Origin of the sequence: Desmonostoc muscorum LEGE 12446, assembly GCF_015207005.2 — a bacterium.
GTDB classification, from domain to species: Bacteria; Cyanobacteriota; Cyanobacteriia; order Cyanobacteriales; family Nostocaceae; genus Nostoc; species Nostoc muscorum.
Window position 1 is genome coordinate 6,120,203 of sequence record NZ_JADEXS020000001.1, and the last position, 15,390, is coordinate 6,135,592.

Sequence of the window (15,390 nt, forward strand, 5' to 3'; positions counted from 1 at the left end):
GGGGTTTGAGTAAGTGAAATGGCATTTTACTTGCGGAAAACACCAAAATGAGAAAGCAAACTGGGGTTTGAATAAGTCAAATGGCATTTTGAGAAAGTAATTGCGGATTTTGCTTATTAAATCTAGTCAAAATATGAATTTTAGATAAAGTTGATGGGGAAAGTTGCGATATTCTGATTTCTGAATTCTGCTTTATGGCGGTTTCAGAAAATAAACTATCCCAAATTATTTGTAAATTTGTAGGGGCGTACAGCTGTGCTACCCTACTACGGAATATTTTTTTCCTTGGAAGTCCTTTATGGCACAATACGGTTCAGTTAAGGCTTAACTCTTTGTCAAAGTCATTTTTTTAACGAACCGCCAAGGACGCAAAGAACGCAAAGAAAGAGAAGGAAGAAATGCTTATACCATTTGTTTGTGAGGCTGCGCCAAATTTTCTTTCTTCTTTGTGTCCTTTGCGCCCTTTGCGGTTCGTTTCTCATATACTTTGGCGCATCTTCATACAGAATTAGTATTAACTGAACTGTATTGCCTTATGGCGGTTTCAGATGCAGTACAACATCATATTGCAAGGTGTAGGGGCACAGCACTGCTGTGCCCTTTATTGAGGACTTCGCATTGCTCCCCTCGTAATGACAATTTAAGGGGTCTATAACGCCTGAAACCCTTGGAGATACCACTTGTGTGTACACCGTAGCCAATACATACGGGGAGGGTTAGGGTGGGGTAAACGCTCTATATTCAAAACCTTAAAATTTCCCGCTCATATCCATCTGGTGTTGGTTCAATTTCCCATACTAAACCCTCTCCTGGCTCCAGTTCTACATCGATATAAAGCCGATCGCTAGCTTCTGTTGCTGTATGCTCATTATTAATAAAAGGTTGCAAATCTTCGGTTAATAGTCTGAGTTGAAATCCCACGGGAATCATTGCATCGGGATTGGCATTTCGCAACTCAAAACGCCATACATTCTCTGTTAAATTATCTCTAGGAAATACACGCAACTCGTAAGTATAATCGGCGATGGCCAACTGTCGTGAAAAACATACATTTGATTCTGCGTTTTCTCGACTTCGCACACCACGAGGAGCCAATTGTAATGTAGTCATTCCCCAACCAAGTTGTTGCGCGAAATTTGATACTCCTGCTTGCAACCATTGTTGAATTGACCACTGTTGTGATAATCCTTGGCGGCGTTCGTACAACTGCTGACGCCAACCGCCATGTGCTAATAATGCTCCCCAAAGTTCAAAGGGAATTGCTAAACGAGGGAAAACTACTTCAGCATTACCCAGCCGTTCTAGTAAGTTTTCTGCCTGTGCTAAAGGTAATTCTGGTAAAGGTGTGACTGAGGCGCGTAAAATTTCCTCTGGACAAAGTTGACGAGTAATCCACAAACCATTAATGTTTTTGATTAAGTCATTCTCATCCAAACAGTAAGTGCGATCGCCTTGATCGTACACTCCTTTGGTTTTCAATTGACAATGAGTTGTATACCCCCAAACACTCATCCAGCCACCATTAGGATTAACCAGTACTCCGATGTAATAATCAGCAACCCAATTGGGAATATCCACCCATTCCTGGGGTACACGCAATTCTGCTGTGTCAATTGCCGTTGTGGGAATTAATACTAATCGTACTCCCTCACAGGCGATCGCAGTTCCATTGACAAATTCCCAAAAGCTAGGTAGTGCAGCTATTTGAGTCCAAACTCTCGCCCTGGGAAATTGCTCCTCTCTCAACCAAAGTAAAAATGCATCTAAGCACATTTGGTTAAGATAGGCTCGCCAGCGTCCGCCGGATGTAGAAAAAGCTGGTAATTCCTGAGTTTGAGAAGATAGCGAAATTTCCAAGGTCAGCTGTTCTGGAATTGAGGGTATATCATAAGTCATTGTCAAGACTCCACTGGCGACGAGAAAACAAGAGGACGGTAGTGAGCAATCAACCATTCTTCTAGAGAATTGCTCATACTGTCGATTACGTCAGATGTCACAGAAATATGCAGTGTTTTTTGACTCCACTGAGCTAACTCCATTAGCAAAGTCTTTTTGATTTTAGTTAATTGGCGAGAAACTGTATATTGCTTGACTCCTAGCTGTTGAGCAATATCTTGCTGGGTCAATCCGTGCTTGTAGTAAGTTTGCAGAAGTACTTGGGCTGCGGTATCTAGTTTTGCCAGTGCATCACTTAAAATCCGATTAATTTCCGTACTCCGCAATGCGATGTTTTGTGCTTCTTCTTGGACAATTATTTCATTTAATACCGATTCTTGAAAATTGTTTGTCAAGCGATCGAGTAATTCACCTGTCTCTTGTCCAGGTGCGGGGATATCGAGGGAAACGGAGGTGGGATATTCATAGAAACGCACGGCTTTAGCACTAGCAATTAGCCAAGATTCCACACTTTCTGGGGTGCAGGCTGGACTAGAAGAATTGAGTTGACTCAGACGTTCGGTGTTGTATAGCTGGGCGATCGCCTGTAATCTTGTCTTATCTGGTTTAATCAGTTTGTGAGCAGTTGCAATATCATTTGGCGTGTAAAGTTGCAAGAAACAATTCCAAGCCAGAACATAACGCCCGATCATTTGCAATGGATACCCAGCCTGTTTGAGAGATTCCACCAATCGCTTTTGACTGACTTTGTGCAGCAATCCCCAGTCATTACAGATATCAACTTCTTGCTGCTGACGTAACAAATCTTTAATTAAATTACTAAAAGTAAATTCAGCATAAATTTTCAAATTTGAACTTAATTGCGGGTTAAAGCCTCTGAGAACTTTATCAATGCGAGCGATCGCTGTTTGGAAAAAATCGGCGATCGAATGTTGACTTAGTACATTCATCTTCATTTTTCTCGCAACCCAGTAGCAGACTTCCTGCAAATAAGCTGTAATATGAGCAACAGCCATCGGACTTGCCTGCATTTGCCAAATCCGATGCCAGTAAATAGCCCAAAAGGTTTCAGACTCCTGCAAAGAAGATTGCTCTAAACAATTGTGCATACTTCGCCGCAGCTTTTTATCAGTAACCCAACGGTCAAAAGCATCACCTTTAAACTGCACAAATGTCGAAAAAATTTCAATAACATGTTGTCTTGAATACATAAAATTTTTGGTTCTTATATAAATAGCTAATAAAATCAAACTACTTTGTTGTACTGACACTTTCCTGAAATTTAGCAAACTTTGTCGCTCAACCAAACCTAATTTTCTTCTTAACTAAACCCTGTTGCTTTATAGCATAGTGCGTTATAGCGGTACAGAAATTTGTAGGGGCGCATAGCTATGCGCCCCTACGTTGTACCTGACGAAAGCGATAAATACTATATGCCTATGTGAGATTCTTCAGAAAAAATTATGTTCGCTGCATAAATATAATAATTGTAGATGATATGTAATGTGTGTCCAATTTACATATTTTATAGTTAAGACCGTCACTAATGATTCATTGGACAAATAACAAATGACAAATGACTAAATTGGTAGTTTTGAAATTTGGCAAAGGCAGCTTTGAGGCTGGGTTTCCAGTTACTCTGCAAATTGGAGAAGAAAATTGCCGCCCTGAAACTGAAGTTCTCGGCGAACTACCGCCAGAGAAAGAATTACCGCTAAATTTTAATACTTGGCAAGTAATTTATCGTAATCTAGATTTTTCTGCTCGTCCCAAAGGACTACCAAAACTCCAGAAACCAATTTCAAGTCAACAAGAGTGTTTACAAGCAGCCGAAAAATTGCGCGATCGCCTAAATCAATGGCTGCAATCAGAATCCTTTCGCAGCATCCGCGAGAAGTGGCTCGAAAAACTGCAAACATATGACCAAATTCGAGTAATTTTACAAACTGAAGATTATCAACTGCAAAAGCTTCCTTGGCATCTTTGGGAATTAATAGAACGCTATCCAAATGCAGAAATCGCGTTGGGCGCTCCTAGCTATGAAAAAGTGAGTTTTATTCCGAAATCCACAACAAAAGTTAAAATTTTAGCATTGTTAGGTGATAGTCATGGAGTCGATATAGCTACAGATCGTTTACTTTTAGAACAACTACCTGATACAAAAATTCACTTTCTTGTAGAGCCATCTTGTGAAGATTTAACAGATAATCTATGGCAACAAAATTGGGATATTCTTTTTTTTGCAGGACATAGTTCAAGTCAAAGTACAGGAGAAACCGGTCAAATTTACATTAACCAAACAGAGACTTTGACAATTAGTCAGTTAAAGTATGCTTTAAAGCAAGCTGTGGAACGCGGTTTAAAGTTAGCAATCTTTAACTCCTGCGATGGCTTAGGATTGGCAAGAGAATTTGCTTGTTTGCAGATTCCGCAGTTGATTGTGATGCGCGAACCTGTTCCAGATCGGGTAGCCCAAACATTTCTTAAACATTTCTTACAAGCATATTCTGGAGGCCAATCTCTTTATTTAGCAGTGCGTATTGCCAGGGAAAGACTGCAAGGATTAGACAAACAATTTCCCTGTGCCAGTTGGCTACCCGTAATTTACCAAAATCTGGCGGAGATACCACCCACTTGGGATGAATTGGGAATTGGGCATAGGGCATTGGTTATTTCTCCCTCATCTCCCTCATCCCCCTCATCCCCCTCATCCCCCTCATCCCCTCGGCGCTCAAAACTTCATCTTCTTTGGCTCATTTGTATGAGTTTAATAACTAGTGGTTTAGTTGTCAGCGTACGATATCTAGGAATGCTACAAAAATTTGAGTTACAAGCATTCGATCAATTGCAGCAACTACGCCCAGATGAAAAGCCGGAATCTCGCTTGCTAGTTGTGACAATTACTGAAGAAGATGTGCAATCACAGTCTCAAGAAAAACCTCAAGGTTCTCTCTCAGATGAATCGCTATTGAAATTGTTGAAAAAATTAGCAGCATATCAACCGCAAGCAATTGGATTAGATATTTACCGCGATCGCCCTGCCAAACCAGACTTACCAGAACTGCAAAAGTATTTGTATAATAGCAAAAATTTAATTACAGTCTGCCGAGTTAGCGATTCTCAATCCGAGCATCCTGGGATTAAACCTCCACCAGAAATATCACCAGAACGCTTGGGCTTTAGTGATTTGGTACTCGATCCTGATAATATTGTTCGTCGCCATTTGCTAGCATTAACGCCACCGCCTTCTTCGCCTTGCAAAGCATCCTATGGTTTCAGCGTCCAATTAGCACTGCGTTACTTGGCTGCTAAGAATATCTCTCTGAAATTTACGAGCAATGGTGCTTGGAAACTCGGCAAAACTATTTTTAAACCGCTAACAGCACACACAGGTGGATATCAAGGAATTGATGCCTCAGGACACCAAATTTTATTAAATTACCGTTCTCATCGTTCCCTACAAAAATTTGTGCCGCAGGTAACACTAACAGAGGTACTAGCAGGAAAAGTTAACCCTAGCACAATTAAAAACAGAATTGTTTTGATTGGTACAACAGCCCAAAGCTTTCAAGATTATTCATCCACACCTTACATTACAAATGAAGGTGCGATCGAGAAAGTAGCAGGTGTTATGTTGCAAGCGCAAATGATTAGTCAATTGTTGAGTGCAGTTCTGGATGGGCGATCGCTTTTATCAACTTGGTGTCTTTGGCAAGAAATTATCTGGATTTTGGCATGGTCATTAACAGCTAGTTTACTAACTTACTACATCCAACGGCTATTTTATTTAAGTATTGTAGCTGGAGTTGCAATTACTATTCTCTACGTAATATGCCTGATATTTTTCATTCAATGGAGTCTTTGGATACCACTTATTCCCTCTATCATCAGCTTCATTAGTACTATTATCCTCGCCGCTTACTCCATGAAAAATTTTCTCAATTTCTCGAAAAACACACAGATTTTGGTGATTAATAAAAACAGAGACAACTAAACACTTGTTGGGAGAAATGACAGATGAAACGATTTCTTGGGCGGCTAACTTCAATGACTACATTGATCATAATTTTGATGAGTTACCTTAATACTCCGCTAGCACTAGCGGAAAAATCAGCCTCAATTCGTTTCAATCCACCTCCGCCGCCACCCGATCGCGGCGCACCTGGAAACCGAGGAGAAGGAGCTTCACGGGGAGAGTGTACCCAAGCTGGTATACCTTTAACCGCTCTCGTACCCAGCTATAAACAGCAAGGCGCAAATGAAACACTTACAATTACGCAAGTGTGGGCATTAACTAGCACAGAACAACCTAGCTTTTGGTTTTATATTCCTTATCAAAAATCTTCTATTAAAGCCATTGAGTTCGTTTTACAAACTGATAAAAATAAAACAATTTATCGTCAAAATGTTACAGTACCTCCAGTACCTGGAATTATGCGAGTACAATTGCAAAATCAAGAAACTATTCTAGAAACTAATAAATCTTATCACTGGTTTTTTAAGGTTAGAGTTGTCTGTAATTCCCCGCAACCAACAACACTAGATTATGTAGAAGGCTGGGTGCAGCGCGTAAATTTAGATGTTTCATTACGCCAGCAACTGCAACAATCCTCCCCACGTCAGCAAGCAGCAATCTACGCCAAAAACGGTATTTGGTATGATGCTTTGACAACCTTAGCCGAACTTCGTCTGGCAAATTCACAGGATTCACAATTGACTGAAGACTGGGAAAATCTACTCAAAGTAATTAAACTAGAAAAACTATCAACAAAACTTCTGATCGGAACAAACTTTAGATGATGTTTAAAAAATGTTTATTGTTATGACTAAAGCCTGAGTATTATGACATGATTGAAACCACAGTCCGCAAACAATACGATCATCTGGCATCTGTGTACGATCGCCGCTGGAAAAACTATATCTCTAATACACTTTCTTTTCTCAAAACCTGGGCAGAAATCTCACCACAGGATACTGTACTGGATGTTGCTTGCGGAACAGGCGAGTTGGAACGGTTGCTGTTAACTGAACATCCAACCCTAAAAATTGTCGGAGTAGATATTTCCGAGGAGATGTTAGCAATTGCTCAGGAGAAATGTAGCGTTTATCCGCAAGTTTTATTTCATACTGCTAGTGCATCAGCATTGCCCTTTGCTGATGATAGTTTTGATGTGATTGTATCTGCCAGTTCATTCCATTACTTTAGCGATCCATTGGCAGCATTAATAGAGATGAAACGCGTACTTAAGCCTAATGGCAAAATTGTCATTCTCGATTGGTGTAAAGATTATTTATTTTGCCAAATTTTGGATATCATACTGAAGATTTTTGACCCAGCGCACCAACAGTGTTACACCCAAGATGAATTTCACCGATTGCTGACTTGTGCCAATTTTGTAGTTTCTCGTGCAACTAAAGTTCGTTTCGGTGTGTTTTGGGGGCTGATGGTAGCGACAGGGGGAAAGGCAGGGGGAGCAGGGGGGCAGGAGAGGCAGGGGAGGTAGGGGGAGCAGAGTAAAAAAGAGTTTTAGGATTTTTGCACAGATGCTCGAAACGAAGGAATTTTGAAAAAGCAAATCTGGGTGTGGATTGTGGGATATCCTTAAATAAGTGAAAGATTTGCCAAAAATAAAGTAAGAATGAAGCTGGCAGCAAGAGTAAGTCAGGTAACACCTTCATTAACCTTAGCGATCGCAGCCAAGGCTAAGGCACTGAAGGCAGAGGGAATAGATGTTTGTAGTTTTAGCGCTGGAGAACCAGATTTTGATACCCCAGCGCATATCAAAGCCGCAGCAGTAAAAGCTTTGGATGAAGGCAAAACCAAATACGGTGCAGCAGCCGGAGAACCAAAGTTAAGGGAAGCGATCGCCCGTAAGCTTAAAACTGATAACGGTCTTGATTATAAGTCAGAGAATGTCATCGTCACCAATGGCGGTAAGCATTCTCTGTACAACTTAATAGTGGCGTTGATCGATCCAGGTGATGAGGTGATCATTCCTGCACCCTACTGGCTAAGTTATCCCGAAATGGTGACCTTGGTCGGTGGAGTTTCAGTGATTGTCCCCACAGATGCAACCACGGGCTATAAAATTACTCCCGACCAACTCCGTAAAGCCATCACACCCAAGACAAAGTTATTTATCCTCAACTCCCCATCCAATCCCACGGGGATGGTTTACACGCCAGATGAAATTAAAGCATTGGCAGAGGTAATAGTTGATGCAGATATCTTAGTCGTCTCTGATGAGATTTACGAAAAGATTCTCTATGATGGTGCAGAACACATCAGCATCGGTTCTTTGGGTCAGGAAATTTTTGACCGGACTTTAATCAGTAATGGGTTTGCCAAAGCTTACTCCATGACTGGGTGGAGACTTGGCTATTTAGCGGGACCAGTGGAAATTATTAAAGCCGCGAGTACCATCCAAGGACATAGTACATCTAACGTCTGTACCTTTGCTCAATATGGAGCGATCGCAGCTTTGGAAAGTCCCCAAGACTGTGTAGAAGAAATGCGTCAAGCCTTCGCCAAACGGCGACAGGTAATGTTAGACAGACTCAACGCCATTCCTGGACTGAGTACTGCTAAACCAGATGGCGCTTTTTATCTCTTCCCCGACATCAGCAAAACCGGTCTCAAATCCTTGGAATTTTGCGACGCCTTACTAGGAGAACATCAAGTTGCAGTCATTCCCGGAATTGCCTTTGGCGCTGATGACAACATTCGCCTTTCCTACGCCACCGATTTGGCGACAATTGAAAAAGGAATGGATAGGTTAGAGAAATTTGTCAAATCGCGTATTTAGTCAATTGTCATTTGATTTAGCAATAACAATGCCCTCTCTAACAAGAGGGCTTTTTTTATATTCTTCCAACAAATAGTCTAATAAGCTGTTCCACATTTAACTTGCATATATTGCAATACAGTTCAGTTAAGCATTTCTTCCTTCTGTTTCTCTATTCTCTCTGTGTTCTCTGCGCTTCTGTGATTGGTCATGGGATGAATGGCAGATTAAGCTAAAATTTACAGCAGTTGGCAAGGGTTAGATTTAATGAGTCCGTCACTTGAAAAAATTTTAAGCGAGATTGAACAGCTGACTCCACAAGAGCAATTGACAGTGATGGGGCATTTGGTGGAACGTGTGAAGAAACATATCACCCAAGCGCAACCAAAACGCAAGTGGAGCGATTTGAAGGGTATGGCTCCCTATCCACTCCTGGGCGAGGATGCTCAGCAATGGGTTTCTCGGACTCGACGAGAAGGAGATGAGCATCGAGAACGGTTGTTACGAGGAGAGTAATTGAAGATTAGTAATGCGTTAGCTGGAGTTTCTCGTTTATTTCTCGATACAGCACCCGTAATCTATTTTGTAGAACGCAATCCGCACTTTGTGGATTTAGTCGATCCAATTTTTGATCGCTTAGAAACTGATATTACAGCAGTAGCATCTGGAATAACGTTATCAGAGTGTTTGGTTGGTGCTATACGTCTGGGGTTAGTGGATTTAGAGCAGGCTTTTGTCGATGTACTGCAACAAGAACAAGTAGTTTTTGTGGAGATTAATGCTGGTATAGCGCGAGAAGCTGCGAGAATTCGAGTGTGTTATAATCTTCAGCTACCCGATGCTTTGCAGGTGGCGGCCGCAATAATTGCTGGTTGTGAGGCGTTGTTGACCAATGATGATGCTTTTAAGCGAGTGACAGAGTTGAGGGTTTTAGTGGTGAGTGAGTTGGAAGTCGAGTAAGCAGACTATTTACAATTTTAGAAAATCCTCCAGTGAAACAGAGTGATTAGGCGGACACGATATCACTTATGATTAAAATCTCTGTGCTTGAGAGCCTCCCCATGTCCCCGTGCCCCGATTTTTCTATATATCTTTTCACCTTTGACGATCTCTTCATATTGCTGCTCATATTGAGTAAACCTGATGGATTCTTGTCTTCCTAAACCCAAGATGCCAAAGGTACAAAGGCTATTATAAAATAATTCATGTACCCGCTTTTGAAGTATCTGATTGAAATATATCAGGACATTACGGCAAAGGATGACATTAAACTCATTAAAAGAACTATCTGTTGCTAAATTATGCTGAGCAAAAACAATATTTTCTCTTAAGGATGCTCGAAAAATAGCATTGTCATAAGCTGCTGTATAATATTCGGAAAAAGACTTTTTGCCGCCCGCTTTTAGGTAAAGGTGAGTATATTCCTGCATTAATTTTAGTGAAAAAATACCACTTTTAGCATTTTGTAATACTTTCTCGTTAGTATCAGTTGCATATATGCGGCAACGGTGATAAAGCCCTTCTTCTTCCAGTAGAATTGCCATTGAGTAGACTTCTTCACCTGTGGAACATCCAGCGTGCCAGATACGAATAAATGGATAGGTTTGCAAGAACGGGATAACTTGACTTCTAAAGGTGTTATAAAAGCTGGGATCGCGAAACATTGATGTGACATTCACCGTTAAAGCCAGCAAAAATCTTTCTAAATAGTTAGGGTTGTGGAGTAACCGCTCTTGCAATGTAGAAATATTAGCTAACCCCTCTAATTGCATAAAGCTCAAAATACGGCGCTTAATTGAGGAAAGGGCGTAGTTGCGGAAGTCATAACCGTAGTACTGATACACCCCTTCCAACAGTAGATGTATTTCGATGTCCTCCAAGCTAGGTTTAGGCAAAGTCATAATAATTCACAATGAATAATTACTAATTCATAACTATTACCCCACCCATGAATAGACTTGTTGAAATAATGCTTCTGCAATTTGGGCCATTTCCATGATTAATATTTGAGGCTGGTAGGGTTTTTATAACCCAAGTGAATCTTACGCCGAAAATAGCTTGCTGGAACGATTAAATTTTAAATTTGATAATGGTGCTGATTTTGGACTTCAGAACCAAGTGGCTGTTACTCCTAAAACAGCGATCGCAATTATTGAAATTCCAGCTAGCAATCTCACTTGCTGACGCAGATTTTTAATCTCTTGGCTGAGACTTTCTGTCTGGAGTGTCGAATATGGTTGAACTGGTGCAACTTCGATCGCTATTTCTTGGGGTTTAGCTGGGATAGTTCCAAAAGTGACCTGAGAATGTAACCAATCAGCAATCAGTTGCGGACAGTTCTTTTTAAACCAATTGAAAGCCAAGGTTCTAAAAACTGGTTTAGACATACGGGCAATTAATTTCATCAACCTGTTTACAGGTTGTACGGGAAGCTTTTGGTTAATGAGGTTAACCGAGCCAACATCATACAAACAATCCAGAATTAATTTAACAGTGGCTTCTTCACTGTTAATCAGGTTTTGCAGTAATAGCAGAACATCATGCATACGCTCTGCTTCAATATATTTTTCTGCCAATTTTTCTGGAAGAATTACTGATGTATTGAGGGAGTTTTGTCTTACTATTGTCATATTGGAAACATACCAGGTATGTTCATGTAAGTACACCTATCCACCGAGAGAAAGATCTTTTATCTAAAGAAATAACCCGAAAAGTTGCATGAAACAGAGGTATTTCCTGCAAAGACAGGAGTTCTATAGATTATTTTATTACTGAAGTGAATTTCCTGTCATTGATATTGTTTTAACAAAAAAATGGGGAGTGGGGAGTGGGGAGTGGGGATGAGGGGGATGAGGGGGATGAGGGGGATGAGGGGGATGAGGAAGACGCGGGGACGCGGGGACACGGAGAATAACCAATGCCCAATGCCCCATGCCCAATGCCCAATGCCCCATTCCCCACTCCCCACTCCCCATTCCCTCACCTATACAGCCAAACCCGCAGCAGTGAAAGGAGTTGTTCGGTATCTACAGGTTTGGTGATATAGTCCGAAGCTCCGGCTTCGATGCATTTTTCACGATCGCCTGGCATGGCTTTGGCGGTTAAAGCAATGATTGGTAGTGAGCGAAATTGTGGTTGTTGACGGATGGCGCGGGTGGTTTGGTAACCGTCCATTTCTGGCATCATGATGTCCATCAAAACTATGTTGATGTCGGGATTATTTAGCAGCTTCTCAATGCCATCTCTGCCATTTTCGGCAAACAGTACTTCCATGTGATAGCTTTCTAAAAAGCTGGTGATGGCAAAGATATTTCTGAGGTCATCATCGACAATCAAAATTTTCCGATTGGCCAGCACTGGATCGGTTTGGTGTAGCTGTTCGAGAATTTGCCGCTTTGGTGGTGGCAGATTTGCCTGGACGCGATGCAAGAATAGGGCAGTTTCGTCTAATAACCTTTCTGGCGATCGCACATTTTTAATAATAATTGTCTCTGCTAGTCCCCGCAGTTGGGTTTCTTCTTGACGACTGAGTTCTTTGCCTGTGTAAACAATAATTGGGAGTTTCATCAGCTTGGGTTCAAGCTTGATCTGCTCAATCAGTGCAAACCCGCTCATATCTGGCAGACCTAAATCCAGTACCATACAATCAAAGTGCAGCGATCGCAATATATCGAGTGCTTCTTTTCCTGTACCCACTGCTGTACTCTGGACATCGCCATTACCAATGAGTTCAATAATACTTTGGGCTTGTACGCGATCGTCTTCTACTATTAAAAGATTTTTTACCTGACGCTCAATAAAGCTTTTAATCTCAGTCAATACTTGATTTAGGGCTTCTGGAGAAACGGGTTTTTGCAGATAGGTAATTGCTCCTAGTTTTAATCCCCGTTGCTGTCTTTCGTCCACAGAAAGTATATGTACTGGGATGTGTCTGGTGTCTGGATTATGCTTGAGACGATCCAGCACTGTCCAACCATCCATCTCTGGCATGTGGATATCTAGCATAATGGCGTTTGGCTCGAATTGTTGCGCTAGTGCTATACCTTGTTTACTTTGTAAGGCAACGATTCCTTTAAAGCCTTGCTGACGTGCCATGTCTAGTAAGATGCGGGCAAATTTGTCGTCATCCTCGATAATCAACAAAACGCGATCGCCTGATTGAATTGTTAGCCGATCATCTGGGATTTCGTTGACGGTGGAAACCACTTTCGCTGCTGGAGAAATGTCTCTAGAGGTACTTCGGCTTTCAACCGTCGGCGCTAATGTGGTAGGGACATTTTGAGTTATTTTTTCTTTGACTTCAAATCTATTTTGTGGTATCTCGAGCGGTGTACTTCTCCCCATTTCTCCTTTTCTTGTTAGCGGTAAGTAAAAGGTGAAAGTACTTCCCTGACCTGGTTGGCTAATTAGTTCAATCCTTCCTCCCAAAAGTTGAGCTAGTTCGCGGCTGATGGACAAGCCCAAGCCAGTTCCGCCATACCTGCGGCTAGTTGTGCCGTCTGCTTGCTGAAATGCCTCGAAAATAATTCTCTGCTTCTCGACTGGAATACCAATGCCTGTATCGCTGACTGCAAAAGCAACCATCGGCTCCTCGCCTGGGGCTGTTTCAGTTACCATACTAATTTGTAACTTCACGCCTCCCTGTTCGGTAAACTTAAAGGCGTTAGCTAAAAGATTTTTTAGTACTTGTTGCAGGCGCTTGGAGTCGGTAGAAAGGACTGGGGGTAATTTGTCTTCTAGTTCAATGGCGAAACTGAGTTTTTGATTTTCCGCAAGTTGACGGAAAGTGTGGTCTAGAGATGTCCGCAAATCCACAAAGGCAAGTTGCTCAATGTCTAGGGACATAGTACCAGACTCAATTTTTGCCAAATCTAAAATGTCATTAATTAATTCCAGCAAATCAGTCCCAGCAGAGTAGATTGTCCGGCTGTACTCTACCTGTTTGTCGGTTAAGTTGTTGAGAGAGTTATCTGACAGCAGCCTTGCTAAAATTAACAAGCTATTTAGCGGTGTCCGTAACTCGTGGGACATGTTCGCCAAAAATTCTGATTTATATTTGGAAGATAACGCCAGTTGCTCGGCTTTTTCTTGTAATGACTGCCTTGACAGCTCAATTTCCCGGTTTTTGCGGGCAACTTCCTGATTTTGGATTTCTAAGAGTTCTGCTTTTTCTTCTAGTTCTTCGTTGAGTTGCTGTAATTCTTCATTGGATTGCTTGACAAGGAATTGGGATTCTTGTAATTCGTGGGCTTGTTCTTCTAGGAGTTGATTGCTTTGTTGTAGTTCTTCTTGCTGGCTTTGCAGTTCTTCTGTTAAAGCAACTGATTCGGCAAGTAGTTGCTGAGTTTGGAATTGTGAAGCGATGTTATTTAAAAATACACCCAAAATTTCAGTCAATTGCTCTAGAAATGTCAGGTGTAATTCGTTAAAAGGTGCGAAAGAAGCAAGTTCAATTACGGCATTTACCTGGCCTTCAAATAATATGGGCAATACAATAATATTCAGCGGTGGAGCTTCTCCCAAGCCGGAACTGATGCTGATGTAGTCGCTGGGAACCCCGGTTAAGAGAATTCTTTGTTTTTCTAGGGCGCATTGTCCCACCAATCCCTCGCCTAAACGAAACTCGTTTGCTAAGTTTTTGCGCTGTTTGTAAGCATAACTACCCAACAACTTCAGCACTGGCTCATCGTTGATTGAGTCCATTACATAAAAAATACCCACAGATGCCCCAACCAGGGGAGCGAGATTCGACAAGATCGTGCGAGAGACACTTTCTAAATTTCGCTGCCCTTGGAGCATTTGGGTAAATTCAGCCAAGTTAGACTTGAGCCAGTTTTGCTCGTCATTTTTTTGAGTTGTGTTTCGCAGATTGACGATCATCTGGTTGAAGGTTCGCTTTAGGACGCCAATTTCGTCCTGGCGATCGCTTTCTGGTAAATTGACTGATAAATCCCCATCCGCCACCTTTTGAGCTACATCAGAAACTCGCTTCAGCGGTAGTGAAATGTGTCTGGTGAGGATAATTCCAATCAAAACCAAGATCGCAGCAAATAGAGGAATACTATAAGCAGTAGTGCCGAGGGTTTGTCTTGCAGCTGCCTGTGCCCGCTCAGAACGCTGCTTGAGAAGTACATTTTCCTCATTTTTCATCGCCTGGATCAGTTTCTGGATCTGATCCATCAGCCGCTTACCCTCGTCTGTCATAATAGCTTGCTGGGCAACTTCAAAGCTTTGGCTTTGCCGTAGTTCAATAACATTTTTCATTACAGCCATTCTCTCGTTTAGGAGTGGCTGTAACATATCAAGGCGATTTTGTTGGTTGGGGTTATCTGCTGTTAACGTCTGAAGTTCCTTAATTTTTTGATTGAGCGATTGCATGGCAGCGTTATAAGGCTCTAAATAACGCTGTTCTCCAGTAATAATGTAACCACGTTGCCCAGTCTCAGCATTTGTCAATTGCAAGTTGAGGTCTTCAAGCTGACTTAATACCTCATAGGTGTGATTTTCTTTGCGCGAAGTTTCAATTAACTCATTGGTGCTTTGGTAAGAGATTAGACCAATTGAGGTCAGAATTGCTAGACTTAAGGCAAAACCTGCCCCAATTTTGGTTCCAATCTTCAAACGGTTCAACATTTTTAAGAGACAGTTAATTTCAATTATTTATGTTGTGGCTGTAAGGATTCTGATAATTTTTCAGATATACAAATAT

Annotated in this window: 11 protein-coding genes; 6 read left to right on the forward strand and 5 right to left on the reverse strand. The window is 41.6% G+C overall.

All coding sequences use genetic code 11. The features are described from left to right. Window positions 1–741 precede the first annotated feature (741 nt). Both IQ276_RS25750 and IQ276_RS25755 read right to left on the reverse strand, forming a co-directional pair. The gene (locus IQ276_RS25750; RefSeq protein WP_193923986.1) at window positions 742–1,896 is read right to left on the reverse strand and encodes a DUF1822 family protein; all 1,155 of its coding nucleotides are present in this window, start codon (window positions 1,894–1,896) and stop codon (window positions 742–744) included. A gap of 2 nt (window positions 1,897–1,898) precedes the next feature. Next, on the reverse strand, window positions 1,899–3,107 hold the full coding sequence (locus IQ276_RS25755; protein ID WP_193923988.1) for a sigma-70 family RNA polymerase sigma factor: 1,209 nt from the start codon (window positions 3,105–3,107) through the stop codon (window positions 1,899–1,901). Window positions 3,108–3,472: 365 nt separating this feature from the next. Here IQ276_RS25755 and IQ276_RS25760 point away from each other — a divergent pair, with 365 nt between their 5' ends. The 6 genes from IQ276_RS25760 to IQ276_RS25785 all read left to right on the forward strand — a co-directional run bounded on the left by IQ276_RS25760 (window position 3,473) and on the right by IQ276_RS25785 (window position 9,641). Beyond that, window positions 3,473–5,890, forward strand: coding sequence for a CHASE2 domain-containing protein (locus IQ276_RS25760; RefSeq protein WP_235115971.1), 2,418 nt, complete (start codon window positions 3,473–3,475; stop codon window positions 5,888–5,890). Window positions 5,891–5,913: 23 nt separating this feature from the next. Beyond that, window positions 5,914–6,696: a DUF928 domain-containing protein gene (locus IQ276_RS25765; RefSeq protein WP_235115972.1), complete on the forward strand. Its 783-nt coding sequence runs from the start codon at window positions 5,914–5,916 to the stop codon at window positions 6,694–6,696. 47 nt (window positions 6,697–6,743) lie between these two features. Beyond that, on the forward strand, window positions 6,744–7,400 hold the full coding sequence (locus IQ276_RS25770; RefSeq protein WP_235115973.1) for a class I SAM-dependent methyltransferase: 657 nt from the start codon (window positions 6,744–6,746) through the stop codon (window positions 7,398–7,400). Between the two features lie 135 nt (window positions 7,401–7,535). Then, the gene (locus tag IQ276_RS25775; RefSeq protein WP_190882988.1) at window positions 7,536–8,702 is read left to right on the forward strand and encodes a pyridoxal phosphate-dependent aminotransferase; all 1,167 of its coding nucleotides are present in this window, start codon (window positions 7,536–7,538) and stop codon (window positions 8,700–8,702) included. A gap of 246 nt (window positions 8,703–8,948) precedes the next feature. Next, complete coding sequence (locus tag IQ276_RS25780) at window positions 8,949–9,197, forward strand: hypothetical protein (protein ID WP_193923801.1); 249 nt, start codon at window positions 8,949–8,951, stop codon at window positions 9,195–9,197. Then, window positions 9,198–9,641: a type II toxin-antitoxin system VapC family toxin gene (locus tag IQ276_RS25785; protein ID WP_193923808.1), complete on the forward strand. Its 444-nt coding sequence runs from the start codon at window positions 9,198–9,200 to the stop codon at window positions 9,639–9,641. Between the two features lie 62 nt (window positions 9,642–9,703). On the opposite strand, the gene IQ276_RS25790 is transcribed toward IQ276_RS25785, so the two are convergent. The 3 genes from IQ276_RS25790 to IQ276_RS25800 form a co-directional block, all read right to left on the reverse strand. Beyond that, window positions 9,704–10,582, reverse strand: coding sequence for a CheR family methyltransferase (locus IQ276_RS25790; RefSeq protein ID WP_193923810.1), 879 nt, complete (start codon window positions 10,580–10,582; stop codon window positions 9,704–9,706). A gap of 207 nt (window positions 10,583–10,789) precedes the next feature. Further along, window positions 10,790–11,311: a hypothetical protein gene (locus tag IQ276_RS25795; protein ID WP_193923812.1), complete on the reverse strand. Its 522-nt coding sequence runs from the start codon at window positions 11,309–11,311 to the stop codon at window positions 10,790–10,792. Between the two features lie 349 nt (window positions 11,312–11,660). Next, window positions 11,661–15,314: a response regulator gene (locus IQ276_RS25800; RefSeq protein ID WP_235115974.1), complete on the reverse strand. Its 3,654-nt coding sequence runs from the start codon at window positions 15,312–15,314 to the stop codon at window positions 11,661–11,663. Window positions 15,315–15,390 lie beyond the last annotated feature (76 nt).